This window comes from Vibrio campbellii CAIM 519 = NBRC 15631 = ATCC 25920, assembly GCF_002163755.1.
Lineage (GTDB): Bacteria > Pseudomonadota > Gammaproteobacteria > Enterobacterales > Vibrionaceae > Vibrio > Vibrio campbellii.
Genome location: NZ_CP015863.1, coordinates 1459883 through 1473692 on the forward strand (window position 1 = coordinate 1459883; position 13810 = coordinate 1473692).

At 44.8% G+C, this 13810-nt stretch carries 13 protein-coding genes; 5 read left to right on the forward strand and 8 right to left on the reverse strand.

The genetic code is table 11. The features are described 5' to 3' along the window. Window positions 1-3 precede the first annotated feature (3 nt). The 3 genes from A8140_RS06935 to A8140_RS06945 all read left to right on the forward strand — a co-directional run bounded on the left by A8140_RS06935 (window position 4) and on the right by A8140_RS06945 (window position 3338). The gene (locus A8140_RS06935) at window positions 4-762 is read left to right on the forward strand and encodes a phospholipase A (protein WP_005533467.1); all 759 of its coding nucleotides are present in this window, start codon (window positions 4-6) and stop codon (window positions 760-762) included. Window positions 763-997: 235 nt separating this feature from the next. Next, window positions 998-1375 (forward strand): hypothetical protein, encoded by a 378-nt coding sequence (locus A8140_RS06940; protein WP_005533468.1) that lies wholly within the window; start codon window positions 998-1000, stop codon window positions 1373-1375. 289 nt (window positions 1376-1664) lie between these two features. Beyond that, on the forward strand, window positions 1665-3338 hold the full coding sequence (locus tag A8140_RS06945; protein WP_005533469.1) for an alkaline phosphatase D family protein: 1674 nt from the start codon (window positions 1665-1667) through the stop codon (window positions 3336-3338). Between the two features lie 94 nt (window positions 3339-3432). Here A8140_RS06945 and A8140_RS06950 read toward each other — a convergent pair whose 3' ends face one another. The 8 genes from A8140_RS06950 to A8140_RS06985 all read right to left on the reverse strand — a co-directional run bounded on the left by A8140_RS06950 (window position 3433) and on the right by A8140_RS06985 (window position 9935). Continuing rightward, entirely contained in the window at window positions 3433-4536 is a 1104-nt protein-coding gene (locus tag A8140_RS06950) for a phosphoribosylaminoimidazolesuccinocarboxamide synthase (RefSeq protein ID WP_005533470.1), read from the reverse strand. A gap of 204 nt (window positions 4537-4740) precedes the next feature. Further along, on the reverse strand, window positions 4741-5133 hold the full coding sequence (locus tag A8140_RS06955) for a SulA-like leucine-rich domain-containing protein (protein WP_005533471.1): 393 nt from the start codon (window positions 5131-5133) through the stop codon (window positions 4741-4743). A 469-nt stretch (window positions 5134-5602) separates the two neighbouring features. Continuing rightward, window positions 5603-5890, reverse strand: a complete 288-nt coding sequence (locus tag A8140_RS06960; protein ID WP_005533472.1) for a hypothetical protein — start codon at window positions 5888-5890, stop codon at window positions 5603-5605. Between the two features lie 265 nt (window positions 5891-6155). After that, window positions 6156-6341 (reverse strand): hypothetical protein, encoded by a 186-nt coding sequence (locus A8140_RS06965; protein ID WP_005533473.1) that lies wholly within the window; start codon window positions 6339-6341, stop codon window positions 6156-6158. A gap of 178 nt (window positions 6342-6519) precedes the next feature. Beyond that, complete coding sequence (locus A8140_RS06970) at window positions 6520-7500, reverse strand: hypothetical protein (RefSeq protein ID WP_005533474.1); 981 nt, start codon at window positions 7498-7500, stop codon at window positions 6520-6522. 76 nt (window positions 7501-7576) lie between these two features. Then, window positions 7577-8245 carry a YiaD family glycine zipper/OmpA-like lipoprotein gene (locus tag A8140_RS06975; RefSeq protein ID WP_005533475.1) on the reverse strand — a complete coding sequence of 223 codons (669 nt, stop codon included), beginning with the start codon at window positions 8243-8245 and terminating at the stop codon, window positions 7577-7579. Between the two features lie 156 nt (window positions 8246-8401). Next, window positions 8402-9097 carry a DUF2786 domain-containing protein gene (locus A8140_RS06980; protein ID WP_005533476.1) on the reverse strand — a complete coding sequence of 232 codons (696 nt, stop codon included), beginning with the start codon at window positions 9095-9097 and terminating at the stop codon, window positions 8402-8404. A gap of 154 nt (window positions 9098-9251) precedes the next feature. Continuing rightward, complete coding sequence (locus A8140_RS06985) at window positions 9252-9935, reverse strand: DUF3334 family protein (protein ID WP_005533477.1); 684 nt, start codon at window positions 9933-9935, stop codon at window positions 9252-9254. A 257-nt stretch (window positions 9936-10192) separates the two neighbouring features. Between A8140_RS06985 and ydiJ the strand changes: the two genes are divergently transcribed. Further along, window positions 10193-13228 (forward strand): D-2-hydroxyglutarate dehydrogenase YdiJ, encoded by a 3036-nt coding sequence (gene ydiJ / locus A8140_RS06990; RefSeq protein ID WP_005533478.1) that lies wholly within the window; start codon window positions 10193-10195, stop codon window positions 13226-13228. A 92-nt stretch (window positions 13229-13320) separates the two neighbouring features. After that, window positions 13321-13782 (forward strand): methyltransferase family protein, encoded by a 462-nt coding sequence (locus tag A8140_RS06995; protein WP_005533479.1) that lies wholly within the window; start codon window positions 13321-13323, stop codon window positions 13780-13782. Window positions 13783-13810 lie beyond the last annotated feature (28 nt).

The following is a 13810-nucleotide window of genomic DNA, read 5'->3' on the forward strand; positions in this document are numbered from 1 at the left end:
ACGATGAAATATAAAGTAATTCCATTCTTGTTGTGTCCCGCATTGGTTTACGGAAAAAACATTGCACAGATTTCAACTTATGAAGACAACTACGTATTAGGTACATACACCACCGACATCAATCAAAACGCTTACAACGAACTCGGTTCTGAAATGGACTCGCTGCAACAGTTTGAAGTGAAGTTTCAGATCTCAGCTTCGCTCCCGTTTTACCGATTCAGCTCTGGCACCGCGTTAATGGGCGCATACACGCAAAAGTCTCTCTGGCAGCTCGCAAACTCTGACATTTCCTCTCCGTTCAGAGAAACCAATTACAAACCACAATTGTTCTTGGCTCACCAATCTAACATGCTGTTGTTTAACCACTTAGAGTTGGGTTACAAGCATGAATCAAACGGCCAGTCGAGTAAGCTTTCTCGTAGCTGGGATCGTCTTTATCTCGCTGCTGAGCGTTTCTCAGGTCCAGTTGAATACGGTGCGCATGCTTGGTGGGTCGTTACCACAGAAAATGACGACATGGAAGACTACTATGCACCCTATGAATTGTGGGCGAAGTTCTATACTGGCGCTGGTGTGTTTAATACCCGAGGCCTCTACAACTTTGCCGATGACAAAGGTGGCGTAGAATTGGGGTACACCTTGTACTTTAATGACATCTTAGGTTTGTATGTTCAGGGCTACCATGGCTATGGTGAAACCTTGATTGATTATGACCATTCACAAACCCGTATTGGACTGGGAATCAAATTGGTTAACCTCTAGTACCGATTTGCTTGTTCTCCTTGTGTGAGCGTGCTTTTAGTTTGGCGTTTAAAATATTAATCAATTGGATGCGTATATATGGCGAAGCTGTACATCATTTGTTACAAAGCTGGTTTTAATATTTCCTTTTGAGGTCAAATTAAGGCATAAAAGACCATTGTTTTATATCCTATTGCTATATCAAAGTAATTGAACGATATTTTGTATACCTCAGTTCAGAGTGTCGAGGCATAGGATGGAGCAACAAGGAAAGACATGCATTGAATTCGACTACACAAGCTTCCTAGGAGCAACGGGAAGTAAGAAGTGGACCTTTTTGGAGGCCTTTGCCACCATCGCTCCCATTTTTGGTCTGATGTGGAAACAGAACATCGCGGAATTAAGCCAACCAGAGGATCGCCTTTGGAATGCTGCCTTAAAATCGATGTCTTCACGTCAGAGCGATGAATCCAATCTAGTGATGTTGGTGAAACTAGCAAAACATGAAGGGATCCATGAATTACGTGTAGTGATGCCTTATTCGTTAGACTCTCAGCAGATAGAGTACATTGAATCTCGTAGTAAACTAAAAGTAGAAACTGCAGAGCAAGATGTGCTTAATTTGAAGCTCTAACGCCAAGGAACATTTCCTCAAACACAAAGCGACCTATAACGGGTCGCTTTTTTTGTTTTGAATATCATATTTATCAATAGGTTCATGGTTTGTTGGAAATGTGATGAATATAGAGTATTTACACTTTAATTAACAAAAATGTCACATCCAGAAATGTAATTGTCATAACTAGCTTCTAACTTAATGTTTTTTAGAGTAATTAGCCAAACAAACCCAATACCAAAATTGGCCTGTTACTTAGCGTAGGAAAACGCGCATCGATAAGAACACAATAACAAAGGAAGTTACTATGTCATTGTCTCGCCGAGATTTTATAAAAGTCGTCTCTTCAGGAGCCGTTGCTACCACACTAACTGCATGTGGGAGTGATGATACAAATACAGTCACCGATGCCTCATTCGAACATGGTGTCGCCAGTGGGGACCCAACTCAAACTCAAGTAATCATCTGGACACGTGTGACTACGGAGGCGAGTTATGTCGATGTCTCTTGGCAGGTGTCTGCAACGGAAGATTTCTCTAGTATTGAGCAAAGCGGCACCTTTGTGACAGATACCAGTCGTGATTTCACGGTGAAGGTAGATGTGCAAAATCTCAACCCCAATACACAGTATTACTACCGTTTTATGGTCGGTGAGGCAAGCAGTATTGTAGGCATAACGCAGACTCTACCAGAAGGCAGTGTAGACAAAGCATCGATGGCCGTTGTGTCTTGTGCGAATTATCCGGCGGGTTACTTCAATGTCTATAAAGAGATTTTGGAACAGCACCAAAAAGCGTCGTTCGATGTGGTTTTGCACCTTGGCGATTACATCTACGAATATGGTGCCGGGGGCTATGCGAGTGAGGATGCGGCAGCATTGGGACGTGAGCCAAGCAAGGGCACTGAATGTATTACGTTAGATGACTACCGAAAGCGCTACGCTCAATATCGCCAAGATGAAGATCTCCAAGCTCTGCATGCAGCATTACCGATGATCGCAATCTGGGATGACCACGAGTTAGCCAATGATGCATGGAAGGAAGGGGCGGAAAACCACCATAACAGCGAAGGCAGTTTTAATGACAGACGCGCCGCGGCGGCAGCGGCTTGGACTGAGTGGCTTCCTGTGCGAGAAAACACCTTTTCAAGTATGCTGATTTATCGTCAGTTTGCCTTTGGTGATTTGATCAATTTGATGATGCTCGATACTCGATTGGTAGGCCGCGATCAGCCATTGGATTATTTTTCTCTCGATGCTCCTACTATGGAAGCGATTGGTGGATTAGTTGCTCAGTCTCGCAGTACAGAACGAGAACTACTTGGTACAGAGCAACTCGCTTGGTTAATGAATGCGTTTAATCAAGAAGCAAAATGGAATGTGCTTGGGCAGCAGGTTCTTATGTCGAGAATGGAGCTACCTAGCTCGGTGATGTTGGCGATGTTCCAACTCTTTACGGCGACGGATGAGCAGAAAATGGACGCGCTGCTAGTAGTGAATAATGCGATCGCCAGTTATCTTGCTGATCCAAGTTCGGACACTGTAAAGTTGCCATACAACCTAGACGCTTGGGATGGCTTTTATGTGGAACGTGAGCGTGTTTATGAAATCGCTAAAGCAAGCTCAGGCAATTTTGTTTGCTTAGCTGGTGATACGCACAATGCTTGGACCAGTGAACTGAAGGATGTGTCAAACAACCCTGTTGGTGTCGAGTTCGCTACAAGTTCGGTCAGCTCTCCGGGCCTGGAAGAATTTTTAGCGCTGGAGCCCGTCGCCATTGCTCAAATGGAATATACATTGCCGAATCTAGTTTCTGAACTGCAATGGACAGACATCAAGCAACGTGGCTTTATGCGTGTCACCTTTACACCAGAGAAAGCAGAGTCAACGTGGTATATGTTGTCTACGATTAAAGATAGAAACTATCAAGTAACCAAAAAAGTGGCATCCACATCGGATGGCTTGACGCTTGATATAGAGTAGGGGACGACTCGGCGCCTCGTTCAGAACATAAAAAGTCCGCACTTGTGCGGACTTTTCGTTTGGTCAATTTGACCGTTCAATACTTAGTGTGACTTCAGTCGATCAAACCGTATTCTTTGCTCAAAATTTCGATGATTTCAGCTTTTGGATCGTTGCTCAACTTGATTGGTTGGCCCGTTATCTTCTCTGCAATACCGATGTAAGTGCGTGAGATGTCCATCAAAGACTCTACTGGCAGTTCGTTATCACGAGCAAGCGCTTCACGTTCTGGCATGCGCTCTTTGTTTAATAGAATATCGGGATCTGGGAAGTGGTTTAGCAAGAACTGACGGAAACCTTCTTTCGAGTTTTCAACGATGTTGCCCGCTTGGTATTCTTTCGTATCCCAAATGCGTGATGAATCAGGCGTACCGACTTCATCCATGTAAATTAGCTTTTCGTTACCGGCAGCATCGTGTACATAGCCAAATTCAAACTTGGTATCCACAAACGTTTGGTCAATCGCTTCAAGCGCACTGCTGATCACGTTAAAGCCTTCTTTTAATAGCTTCTCGTACTGCGCGATGTCTTCTGCGTTTAAAAAGTTAAAGGCCTCGAAGTTGTCTACGATATTCTGGCGAGTAATGTTGACATCATCCGCTTCAGGAACGCCAGGAATGCCTTTCAAAATACCTTTGGTTGAAGGCGTCATGAGCAATTCAGGCAGCGCTTTATCTTTCTCAAGACCTTCAGGAAGTTCAATACCACAGAATTCACGTTCGCCATTTGCGTAGGCACGCCACATAGAGCCCGTGATGTATTTACGGCAGATTGCTTCAATCTTAACTGGTTTCGCTTTTTGTACGATCCAAACGAATGGGTGAGGGATATCTAAGATGTGGCTATCAGCAAGGCCGTTATCTTTAAACAATTTGAACCAGTGGTTAGAGATTGCGTTCAATGCAGCGCCTTTCCCCGGAACGCCTTTTAGTCCACCTTCGCCGTGCCAGATACAATCGAAGGCTGATATACGATCACTGATCACCATGATAGCCAGTGGCGCGTCAGGTGCGACATCGTATCCTTTTTCTTTGATCAGTCGTGCGCTGTCTTCTTCAGTTAACCAGTAAACAGAGCGGACTTTTCCGCTGTGAACAGGCTTGTGGGTGCGAATTGGCAGGTCGTCATTGACGGCAAGTACTTGATTAGCAAGGCTCATTGCGACATTCCTATCATCTTAATCAAACGTCATAAAGAGAAGATATCCAGCGAGAAGTATGTGCTGAATAAATCGGATGAAGGCATCATACCAGAACTATTTTAACTCGCCATAGAAAAAGCAAACGTTTGCTTTAATTTGTTAAAGCACAAAAAAAGCCTCCTAAAAAGGAGGCGAGATGCAGGATGGATAACGTCGATCTTGTTAGTGGTACTTGTTCACTCTGCCTTCGACGAAAAAGACTTCACACTGATAACGTTGAGCGATGTCGCGAAGCATTGATTGGTTCATTAATGCAATCTTGTTCGACGCGACGACGGCGCTGGCGTTACCAGATTGAATAGCTTTAATCACGATTTCCACTTCAGAAAGCTGTTGAGATGGCTTCATCTGAATGATGTTTTGACAGCGAATGTTGGAAGCAGCAAGTTGCTCAAAATCAGGACGAGGGCACTCAGCGGTAAACAGGACCCATTGCTGCTGTTGAGACAATACTGCCAACTTAGAAAGCAGTTGGTCAGACACATCCATAGGTTGTGTTGCTTGTGCCAATACGTTGTAACGAGAGTATGTATGAGATTGAGTTTGTAACTGCATCTTACTGTTCCTTTATACATGCTGTATGTGTATACAGTAGTTTGTTTTTGATGCCTGATCAACCGATTTTTATGAATTGAGTTGAAAAACGTTCTCTTAGTTATCATTTTATTTTTATTAAGTTACTGAAACTAAATGACTATTTTTAATTTTTGACATGTTTGATAAAGGTGGGGAAATGTGAGATGGTCTGCATTTCGGTACAGTATATACAGGTGTTTACTACTGTATACAAAGTACTTTCGAGCTCTATATACAGTGGTTTTTCCAGGTTTATACAGTACTTTTTGAGACTCTCTACTGGGTTTTAAGAGTCCTTAAAGTTGTGAGGAAGATAAATATACAGCGGAAGTTTGAAGTGAAGCGGGCAGTAAGATGGCTGCTAACAGGGGACCTAATTCGATAAGTAGATAAAAAGCAGGCTGCGAATTCGCAGCCTGAAAATACAAGGATCGATGTTTAATAATGGTTAGAATTCGGTTTTTGCGCGTGCGACTTCTGTTTCAAACTGGCCAATGTTACCGGCTCTAACGAGCTGTACCATGGATTGAAACATGGCACGAATCTGTTCTATGTTGCCAGGGTTTGCTCGTGTACATAGACTGCCTAAATCAGAGCCTGCGATCCTCAGTAGACGCGCTTTATTAGGTCCTGATACTTTTCGCTTGATTGTGTTCTTCAAAACCATCAACTCACCAGTCGCAACGACTTCAGGCGGCTGGTTGGCAATGATTGCGGCTGCTTCATCTGTATACATGTGGTCACCAATGTTTTGTATTTGAGCGAAAACTATACTCCAGAACCGTCATTGGTTTGACCCGCTGACAGGGAATACCATCGTCTTCACTATGAAATAAGTGACATTGTTTTAGATAGGTTTGTTAATAGACACCGAAACACCGGAGAGTTAGGGAATATGGATACCCTCAAGAAAATCTCAGTCAGGCAAGTGTTGAGGCGCGATCAAAAAAGCGCCTCGTAAAAAGGCGCCCTTGAAAATCAGTTCCGTTGATTTGTTCTTGTTAACTTGTTTTTTGCGCTATGCGCTCACGCATTTGCAATTCGCCTTGGTTGAATAGGCGAACATCGATTTTGGCGATGTCGTAGCAAGCTTTGCAAGAACTGTGATATTTACCATCTACGTAATCATGACGAGTTACAAAACTAGGTTTTTTACACCAGTCACAGGTGCCTTCTTCAGTGAACATTGATTTTCTCCCCACCTATATGAATTTTGAGTCGTTAGGTGTTATTTTTCGCCGAGTATTATGGCATACAAAAGATAGACAGGTTAAATGTCTGTTAATTTGTTTGAGAGGGATATCGATTGCGAGCCTTTGTTTTCGAGGGTGAAAAGCTCGCAAGCTTAAGGTGTGTGACGGTGTTTTACTCTTTTGTAACATTTTGTGAAATAGTTTTAAACGCTTGATTTAAACGCTTCATCTCTTCTTCACTTCCCCTAGAATCAGGATGATAGAGTTTTGACAATTGTCTGTAGCGCAACTTTACTGCCTTACTGTCTGGGATGGTTTGCGGAGTATAGCCAAACATGGCACAAGCGATGAGTAGCTTTTGGTTTTCAGGCTGCCCTTTGATCTTCTTAAACTCTTTAAATACCTTTTCCAATTGGCGTTTAAGCTGTTTGTTAGCAAACTGCAGTTCTTTAACTTGTGTCTCTAGTTGCTGAGCCTTAGAGGCTTCGTACGCAGCGCTCACTTTAGCTTTATGACTGTTTCTACGGAACCCAAAGGCACCTCCACCCAGCAGCAAAGCGACAGCCAGTGTACCGGAAACGTACCAAATGTTGGACTCGTCCGCTTTCGCCTCTTGCTGTATCTCTACTTTTTCTTGTGTCTCTTCATCGGTGGCTTTTTTATCAAGCTCGACAATCTCAGAAACTTGTTTCGCCCTAAGTTGATTGAAGCGCTCTTCTAAAAACTGATTGTAGGCCTGTTCTGCTTGAGGATTTTTAAGTGCAGACAATTGATACCAAGCTTCCACCAGATCAGAGTTTGAAACGTCAGCTTGATGATGCTGAACAAAATCCGCTAACAGAAAGCCGCGGTCAGTCGGATCATGTAATGCAACCGAGGTAAACCAATAGACTGCCTGAGTGTAGTCGATATTACCGCTTAAGCCGCGTGCGTAATCTTGTGCTAATTGCTTTTGAGCGGGCAAATACCCTTGATGTGCCGATTGCTCTAACCAATAACGGGCATCTGTAGGTGACTCTGGATTGGGTTTCAGTGCCAGTTGCTGAGCAAGGTCGAATTGGGCTTCGGGTTGTGTTGGGTTTGGGGAAGCAAATGCTGTGTTGCTAAAGCAGGTACTTAAAGCAAAGGTGAGGGCAATGGTTCTGAAAGACATTGGGTATGTCAGGTCTAGCGCATTTCGCTAGACCTGCTCCGGTAATCATTATTATTACCGATATGGTGCAACCAAATTACTTCAGTGGCAAGATCTGGATTTCAACACGACGGTTGCAAGCACGACCTTCAGAAGTTTGGTTTGAACAAATTGGGTTGCGCTCACCGTAGCCACGTGCAATTGCGCGACCTGGAGCAACTTTTTGTGACACTAGGTACTGACGTACAGATTCAGCACGGCGCTCAGATAACGTTTGGTTGTAAGAATCGCTGCCTGTGCTGTCTGTGTAACCATCGATCACAAGACTTGTGTCTGGGTATTCAACTAGGATTCGAGCCACGCCACGCAGTGTGTTGTGGATGCTTGAATCAAGTTGGTAAGAGCTTGAAGAGAAGCCAATGCCGTTTTCCATGCGAAGAAGCAGTTGGTTTTCGCCAACGCGTTCAACTTGTACGCCAGAGTTTAGTAGGGCACGACGCAGTTCTGCTTCTTGTTGGTCGAAGTAGTAGCCAACACCAGCGCCTGTTGCACCGCCAGCAGCTGCACCAATCAAAGCACCTTTACGGCGTTCTTTTGCGTTATCACCCACAGCTAGACCAATTGCCGCACCTGCGATCGCACCGATAAGCGCACCTTGCGTGGTTGAGTTAGTTTCGTATTCACCTGTGGTTGCGTTTTGGCGTTGTGTTGCTTGACAGCCTGTAAGAGCCAGCACTAGCGCAAGTGCAATAGACATCTTTTTCAAGGGAAAATCTCCGTATAAGCCGAGGCGCAAGCGCGCCTCATAATGGGACGTGAATTATGGTGTATAAAGTATTGATATTTGTTATGAGAACGTCAGGCAGAGAGAGCTTTTGTAAGCTTTTTCTTATAGTTGGCGACGTTGTGACCAGTTCTATTGTTATTTAGAAGGGTCGCCCAACATTTTCCTCGCTTGTTCACCGCTAACCCCACGATTAACGGAGACTTTACGGCCTTTCTTTAAGCCTACTTCATAGTCAGCCGTGATGTTCTTCATCGCTTCTTTGAGCTGCTTCTTGAACGTCTCACGATCGATGTTTTTGAATTCTTTATCAATGTAGTTATTGATTTTGTTTGCTGACTCTTCGTCTGGCGAGATCACAGGCAGCTTCTCTAACGCGCCTTCCACCCAACCAGAAACGAATGAGTTTACGCGACGAGTGACTTCCATTGAAGAGGTGCCAGAACCAGCAAAGCTATTACGGAATTGTCCGGTACTCTCGTTTAGTTCGCGATAGATAATATCGAAAGCGAAAGCCGCGAAAATTGCACGGTCTGCTTCACCGATAAACTCGACACGTTTAAGCCCTTTGTGGTTCAGTAGAACCGCTTCAACACCGAACTTGGTGTTAATGCCACGAATCACACGCAGCAGTGTTGAGCTGATGTTAGTCGGTAGGAGGTGTGAAGATTGAGTCTTACCCATTTTGATAAACTCAATATCATCTTTGTCCAAGCCGTATTTCAGCATGAGACGGTGCGCCATCTTAATAGCGTTAGCTGCCTCATTTACGTTGGCGGAATTGCCCAGTTCTAAACACTTGGCGATTTTTTTCAGAGCTTTTTGTTTATCCATCGACAACCAGTACCGAGAACGGAAAATTTAAGAAGTCGGACATATTACCTTTTTTGAGGGAAAAACGGAATAACGATAGCAAGGGAAAAGCGTGCTGCAAAAAGAAAGCCCCTTATAAACGGGGGCTTTGCGATGATGAGGTTATCAACAAAAATTACAGACCAAGTTGGTCAAGCAGATCATCGGCATCACTCTTGTTGTTCGCAGGTTCCGCCGCTTTTTTATCTTCCATGCTCTTGCGCGTGGCTTCCAGAATATCGTCTGGGCTTTCATCTTCCGCCACTTCAAACTCTTCTAATTGGATAAACTCAGTTTTGTCCATGGCAAGCTCTAGATAGAAGATGTTGTTGTTTGCTGTTGAGAAAGTCACACGTCGCGCTTGTGGGCGGTCGAGGTTGGTATCGACTTGCAAAATCACTTGCTTGTTCAGTGACAGCATTTTTGGCTGATTCTGAGTGATGTTGGTTTGCAGCTCTTTGCGAATCTTGTTGGTGAAGTCACCAACAAGTTGGTTCATCAGCTCACCCAGTACATCGCCCACTTCGTCTGAGGTGTGTGAGATCGCCAGTTCTTCTTCTGGCATGCCCATATTGCGCATGTAATTGGTGTAGATCTCAAGCGCCGCTTTCGCGGTAAAGTTAATCACAACTAGGCCAGTGAAACCGCCATCAAACAGCACAAAACAACCAAAATCCGGCTTGAGGCTGGTTTTGTTGATCTTTTGCACCATTGCAGAGTAATTAATTTGAGAAGAGGTTGCCGAAGTGAGAACGCCAGAAACCGACTGGCAAAGTTTTAGAAGGATATCTTCAGTGGTTACAACTTTATTTTTTTTCATCCTGAAAGCTCATATTGAAAGGCTATTTCCCTTTCAATGTAAGGCATCAAGCCTTCAAAAATAAAGTATAAGTTTAAATATTGTATTGAGATTCTGATTTGAACGCTTTTTTAAATGTTGTAAAGTGACATAATTCAAAGAAAACAACTTCATTCACGACTTTCCTCCGTAAACGGCTGTTGGAGCGAAAGGCAAGGATGATTAAAAATTAGATAACCCGCAGCTGATTGGATCAGCGCAGTAGGGGCAGGAAGCAAATGTTACCAAGATTACACTCGCAAACGGATGTCGATCCTCTTGTTCTTAGTTTTCTCAAAGAGCTGGAGCATTCCGGGTTCACTGGCGATATCGAAAGCCAGTATTCTAGCCGTCTCGCGGTAGCCACTGACAACAGTGTCTATCAACAGCTCCCTCAGGCTGTTGTTCATCCCAAAACCACCCAAGATGTTTCCCTCATCGGTAAACTCAGCAACAGAGAAGAATACGAACGCATTACTTTTTCTCCTCGTGGGGGCGGTACAGGCACCAACGGACAGTCTTTAACGAAGGGTATTGTGGTCGACTTGTCTCGCCACATGAACAAAGTGTTAGAGGTGAATGAGGAAGAGGGCTGGGTTCGTGTTCAAACGGGTGTGGTCAAAGACCAATTGAATGATGCCGTTCGCCCTTATGGGTATTTCTTCTCTCCAGACTTATCGACCAGTAACCGCGCCACGATCGGCGGGATGATCAACACGGATGCATCCGGTCAAGGCTCGCTCAAATACGGTAAAACTTCCGATCACGTTCTCTCTCTTCAAGCGGTTTTTGCTGATGGTTCGATTTTGGAATCCGACCTTTCTCATGGCTTGCCGAATGAAGGAGAATTTGCCGATACGGCAATGCGTGTGACGGAGTCGGTATGCCGTGACAAACGCCAGCAAATTAACGATAAGTTTCCTCCGTTAAACCGATTTCTTACGGGCTATGACCTTAAAAATGCGTTTGACGAAGAGAAAGATAGCTTCGATATCACAAGAGTTTTATGTGGTGCGGAAGGCTCATTAGCGTTTATCACGGAAGCGAAGCTCAACCTAACCCGCATTCCTAAAGCGCGAACTCTGGTTAACGTTAAATACAACAGTTTTGATTCTGCTTTGCGTAACGCACCATTCATGGTTGAAGCAAAAGCGTTGTCGGTTGAAACCGTAGACTCAAAAGTACTGAACCTCGCGAAACAAGACATCGTTTGGCACACCGTCAGTGACTTAATTACCGACGTACCAGATAAAGAGATGCTTGGCATTAATATGGTTGAGTACGCTGGCCAGGATGAAGAAGAAGTTGCTTCTCAAGTTGCGTTCCTAACGGCCAAACTTGATAGCATGCTAGAAACAGAAGAAGCGGGCATCATTGGCTACCAAGTATGTAGTGATGTGGCGAGCATCGGCCGAATCTACAACATGCGTAAAAAAGCCGTGGGTTTATTGGGCGCGGCGAAAGGGCGCGCTAAGCCTGTTGCATTTGCCGAAGACACTTGTGTTCCACCAGAAAACTTGGCGGACTTTATCGTTGAGTTCCGCGAGTTGCTTGATGCAAAATCACTTAACTACGGCATGTTTGGCCACGTAGACGCAGGTGTGCTCCACGTTCGTCCTGCATTGGATCTGTGCGATCCTCATCAAGAAGCCTTGATGCACGAAATCTCGGACGAAGTGGTTAAACTGGTGGCAAAATACGGTGGTTTAATGTGGGGCGAACACGGCAAAGGGTTCCGCTCTGAATACGGCCCGGAGTTTTTTGGTGAAGAACTCTTTACTGAACTGCGTCGCGTCAAAGCTGCTTTCGACCCACACAACAAAATGAACCCAGGTAAGATCTGTACGCCGCTAAATAGCGATGCAGAGCTTGTGAAAGTCACCGACACCAAACGCGGCTACTTCGATCGCCAGATTGATGTTCAGGTACGTGATAGCTTCAAGCAAGCGATGGAGTGTAACGGCAACGGCTTGTGTTTTAACTACGACACCAGCTCACCTATGTGCCCTTCAATGAAAGTCACTGCAGACCGCCGTCATTCACCGAAAGGGCGTGCGGGCTTAGTTCGTGAGTGGCTACGTCAATTGACTGAGCAGGGTATTGATATTCTCGACCTAGAGAAGCAGACGTTGGAAAACAAAACGTCCATCAAAACCATGATCGACCGTGTGCGTCATTCTATTAATCGTCGTCACGAGTATGACTTCTCCCATGAAGTGTATGAAGCGATGAATGGCTGTTTAGCGTGTAAAGCGTGTGCGAGCCAGTGTCCGATTAAAGTGGATGTACCTAGCTTCCGCTCTCGCTTCCTCAATATTTACCACTCACGTTACCAACGTCCGGCAAAAGACTATTTGGTGTCAAACATTGAATCCATGTTGCCACTGATGGCCAAAGCGCCAAGTGTGGTAAATGGTGTGCTAAAACAATCTTGGGTGCAGAGTTTAACGGCTTCGACAGTAGGTTATGTTGATGCTCCGTTGTTGTCTGTACCAACTTTGAAAGAGCGAGTAGAGACCTTAACCACGGCTTATGACTTGCAAGCACTCAGCGGTTTATCTTCTGAAGACAAACAAAAGCATGTGCTGATTGTTCAAGACCCGTTCACCAGTTATTACGACGCCGAGGTGGTGGAAGACTTCATCAAGCTCGTTCAGAAACTCGGCATGAATCCGGTTCTTCTACCGTTTAAGCCAAATGGTAAAGCCCAGCACATCAAAGGTTTCTTACGTCAGTTTAAGAACACCGCGCAAGATACCGCGAAGTTTTTGGAAATGGTCGCGGATTTAGGCATTCCAATGGTGGGCGTCGATCCTGCATTGGTGCTGTGTTACCGCGATGAGTACGCTGAGGTATTAGGTAGCAAGCGCGGCGAGTTCGATGTGCTTACCGCTCATGAGTGGTTGTATCCAAGGCTGAACGAGTTCGATGCTCTTGAATCGAAACAGCAAGCGCCTTGGTATTTGTTCGCCCATTGTACTGAGAAGACCAAAATGCCAAATGCCGAGAAAGAGTGGGGGGCTATTTTCGCTCACTTTGGTGCAGTGTTGAACACCGTGCCTGTTGGCTGTTGTGGTATGGCAGGGACCTTTGGTCATGAGGTAGACAAGCTATCGATGTCGCGTGACATTTATGACCTGAGCTGGAAGCCAAACTTGGATAAGCTCGACAATGAACGCTGCTTGATTACGGGGTATTCCTGCCGAAGCCAAGTCAAACGCTTTGAAGGGATAAAGCCTAAACACCCAGTTCAAGCTTTGCTAACCTTGATATAGTATTTTATAAAAGCCCAGTTTGACTGGGCTTTTTATTATTTAAGAACCGTTATTGACGATGACAACGTTTTATTCTCATAAGGATATGAAGATTGAAAAAGCTTGAGCTGAAAGTCGCACCTGTCGCTTTGTTTCTGTTGATGGTACTCCTGATGTACTGGCTAAAAGACGCCATGCCAGAGATGAAAATTACCGTGCCGTTCGTTGAGTTTGTAACCGCAGGGCTGATTGTGATTGCTGGCTTTATCGGAATCGCTGGTGTTTACGAATTTCGTAAAGCGAAAACAACCGTGAACCCAGTGAAGCCTGAAACCGCTTCGCAGGTGGTGGATACTGGCGTGTTCGCTTACACACGTAACCCAATGTACGTCGCGCTATTGCTTGTCATCATTGCGATTGGACTATGGTGGCAGCACCTCAGTGTTATCTTATGTGGAGTATTGTTTGTTGCTTACATGAATCGCTTTCAAATTAAGCCAGAGGAGCGGGCATTAGAACGTCTGTTTGGTGAAGATTATTTGGATTATAAGAACCAAGTACGTCGCTGGATTTGATGACCGTAAAGCCAATCGCTTATAAAAA

Bases quoted from the DNA above. Each gene is read 5' to 3' on its own strand.
- A8140_RS06945 (WP_005533469.1), top strand. From the start codon at position 1,665: ATGTCATTGTCTCGCCGAGATTTTATAAAAGTCGTCTCTTCAGGAGCC.
- A8140_RS06985 (WP_005533477.1), bottom strand. From the start codon at position 9,935: ATGAAAAAAAATAAAGTTGTAACCACTGAAGATATCCTTCTAAAACTT.
- A8140_RS06960 (WP_005533472.1), bottom strand. From the start codon at position 5,890: ATGTATACAGATGAAGCAGCCGCAATCATTGCCAACCAGCCGCCTGAA.
- A8140_RS06935 (WP_005533467.1), top strand. From the start codon at position 4: ATGAAATATAAAGTAATTCCATTCTTGTTGTGTCCCGCATTGGTTTAC.
- A8140_RS06965 (WP_005533473.1), bottom strand. From the start codon at position 6,341: ATGTTCACTGAAGAAGGCACCTGTGACTGGTGTAAAAAACCTAGTTTT.
- A8140_RS06955 (WP_005533471.1), bottom strand. From the start codon at position 5,133: ATGCAGTTACAAACTCAATCTCATACATACTCTCGTTACAACGTATTG.
- ydiJ (WP_005533478.1), top strand. From the start codon at position 10,193: ATGTTACCAAGATTACACTCGCAAACGGATGTCGATCCTCTTGTTCTT.
- A8140_RS06980 (WP_005533476.1), bottom strand. From the start codon at position 9,097: ATGGATAAACAAAAAGCTCTGAAAAAAATCGCCAAGTGTTTAGAACTG.
- A8140_RS06970 (WP_005533474.1), bottom strand. From the start codon at position 7,500: ATGTCTTTCAGAACCATTGCCCTCACCTTTGCTTTAAGTACCTGCTTT.
- A8140_RS06950 (WP_005533470.1), bottom strand. From the start codon at position 4,536: ATGAGCCTTGCTAATCAAGTACTTGCCGTCAATGACGACCTGCCAATT.
- A8140_RS06940 (WP_005533468.1), top strand. From the start codon at position 998: ATGGAGCAACAAGGAAAGACATGCATTGAATTCGACTACACAAGCTTC.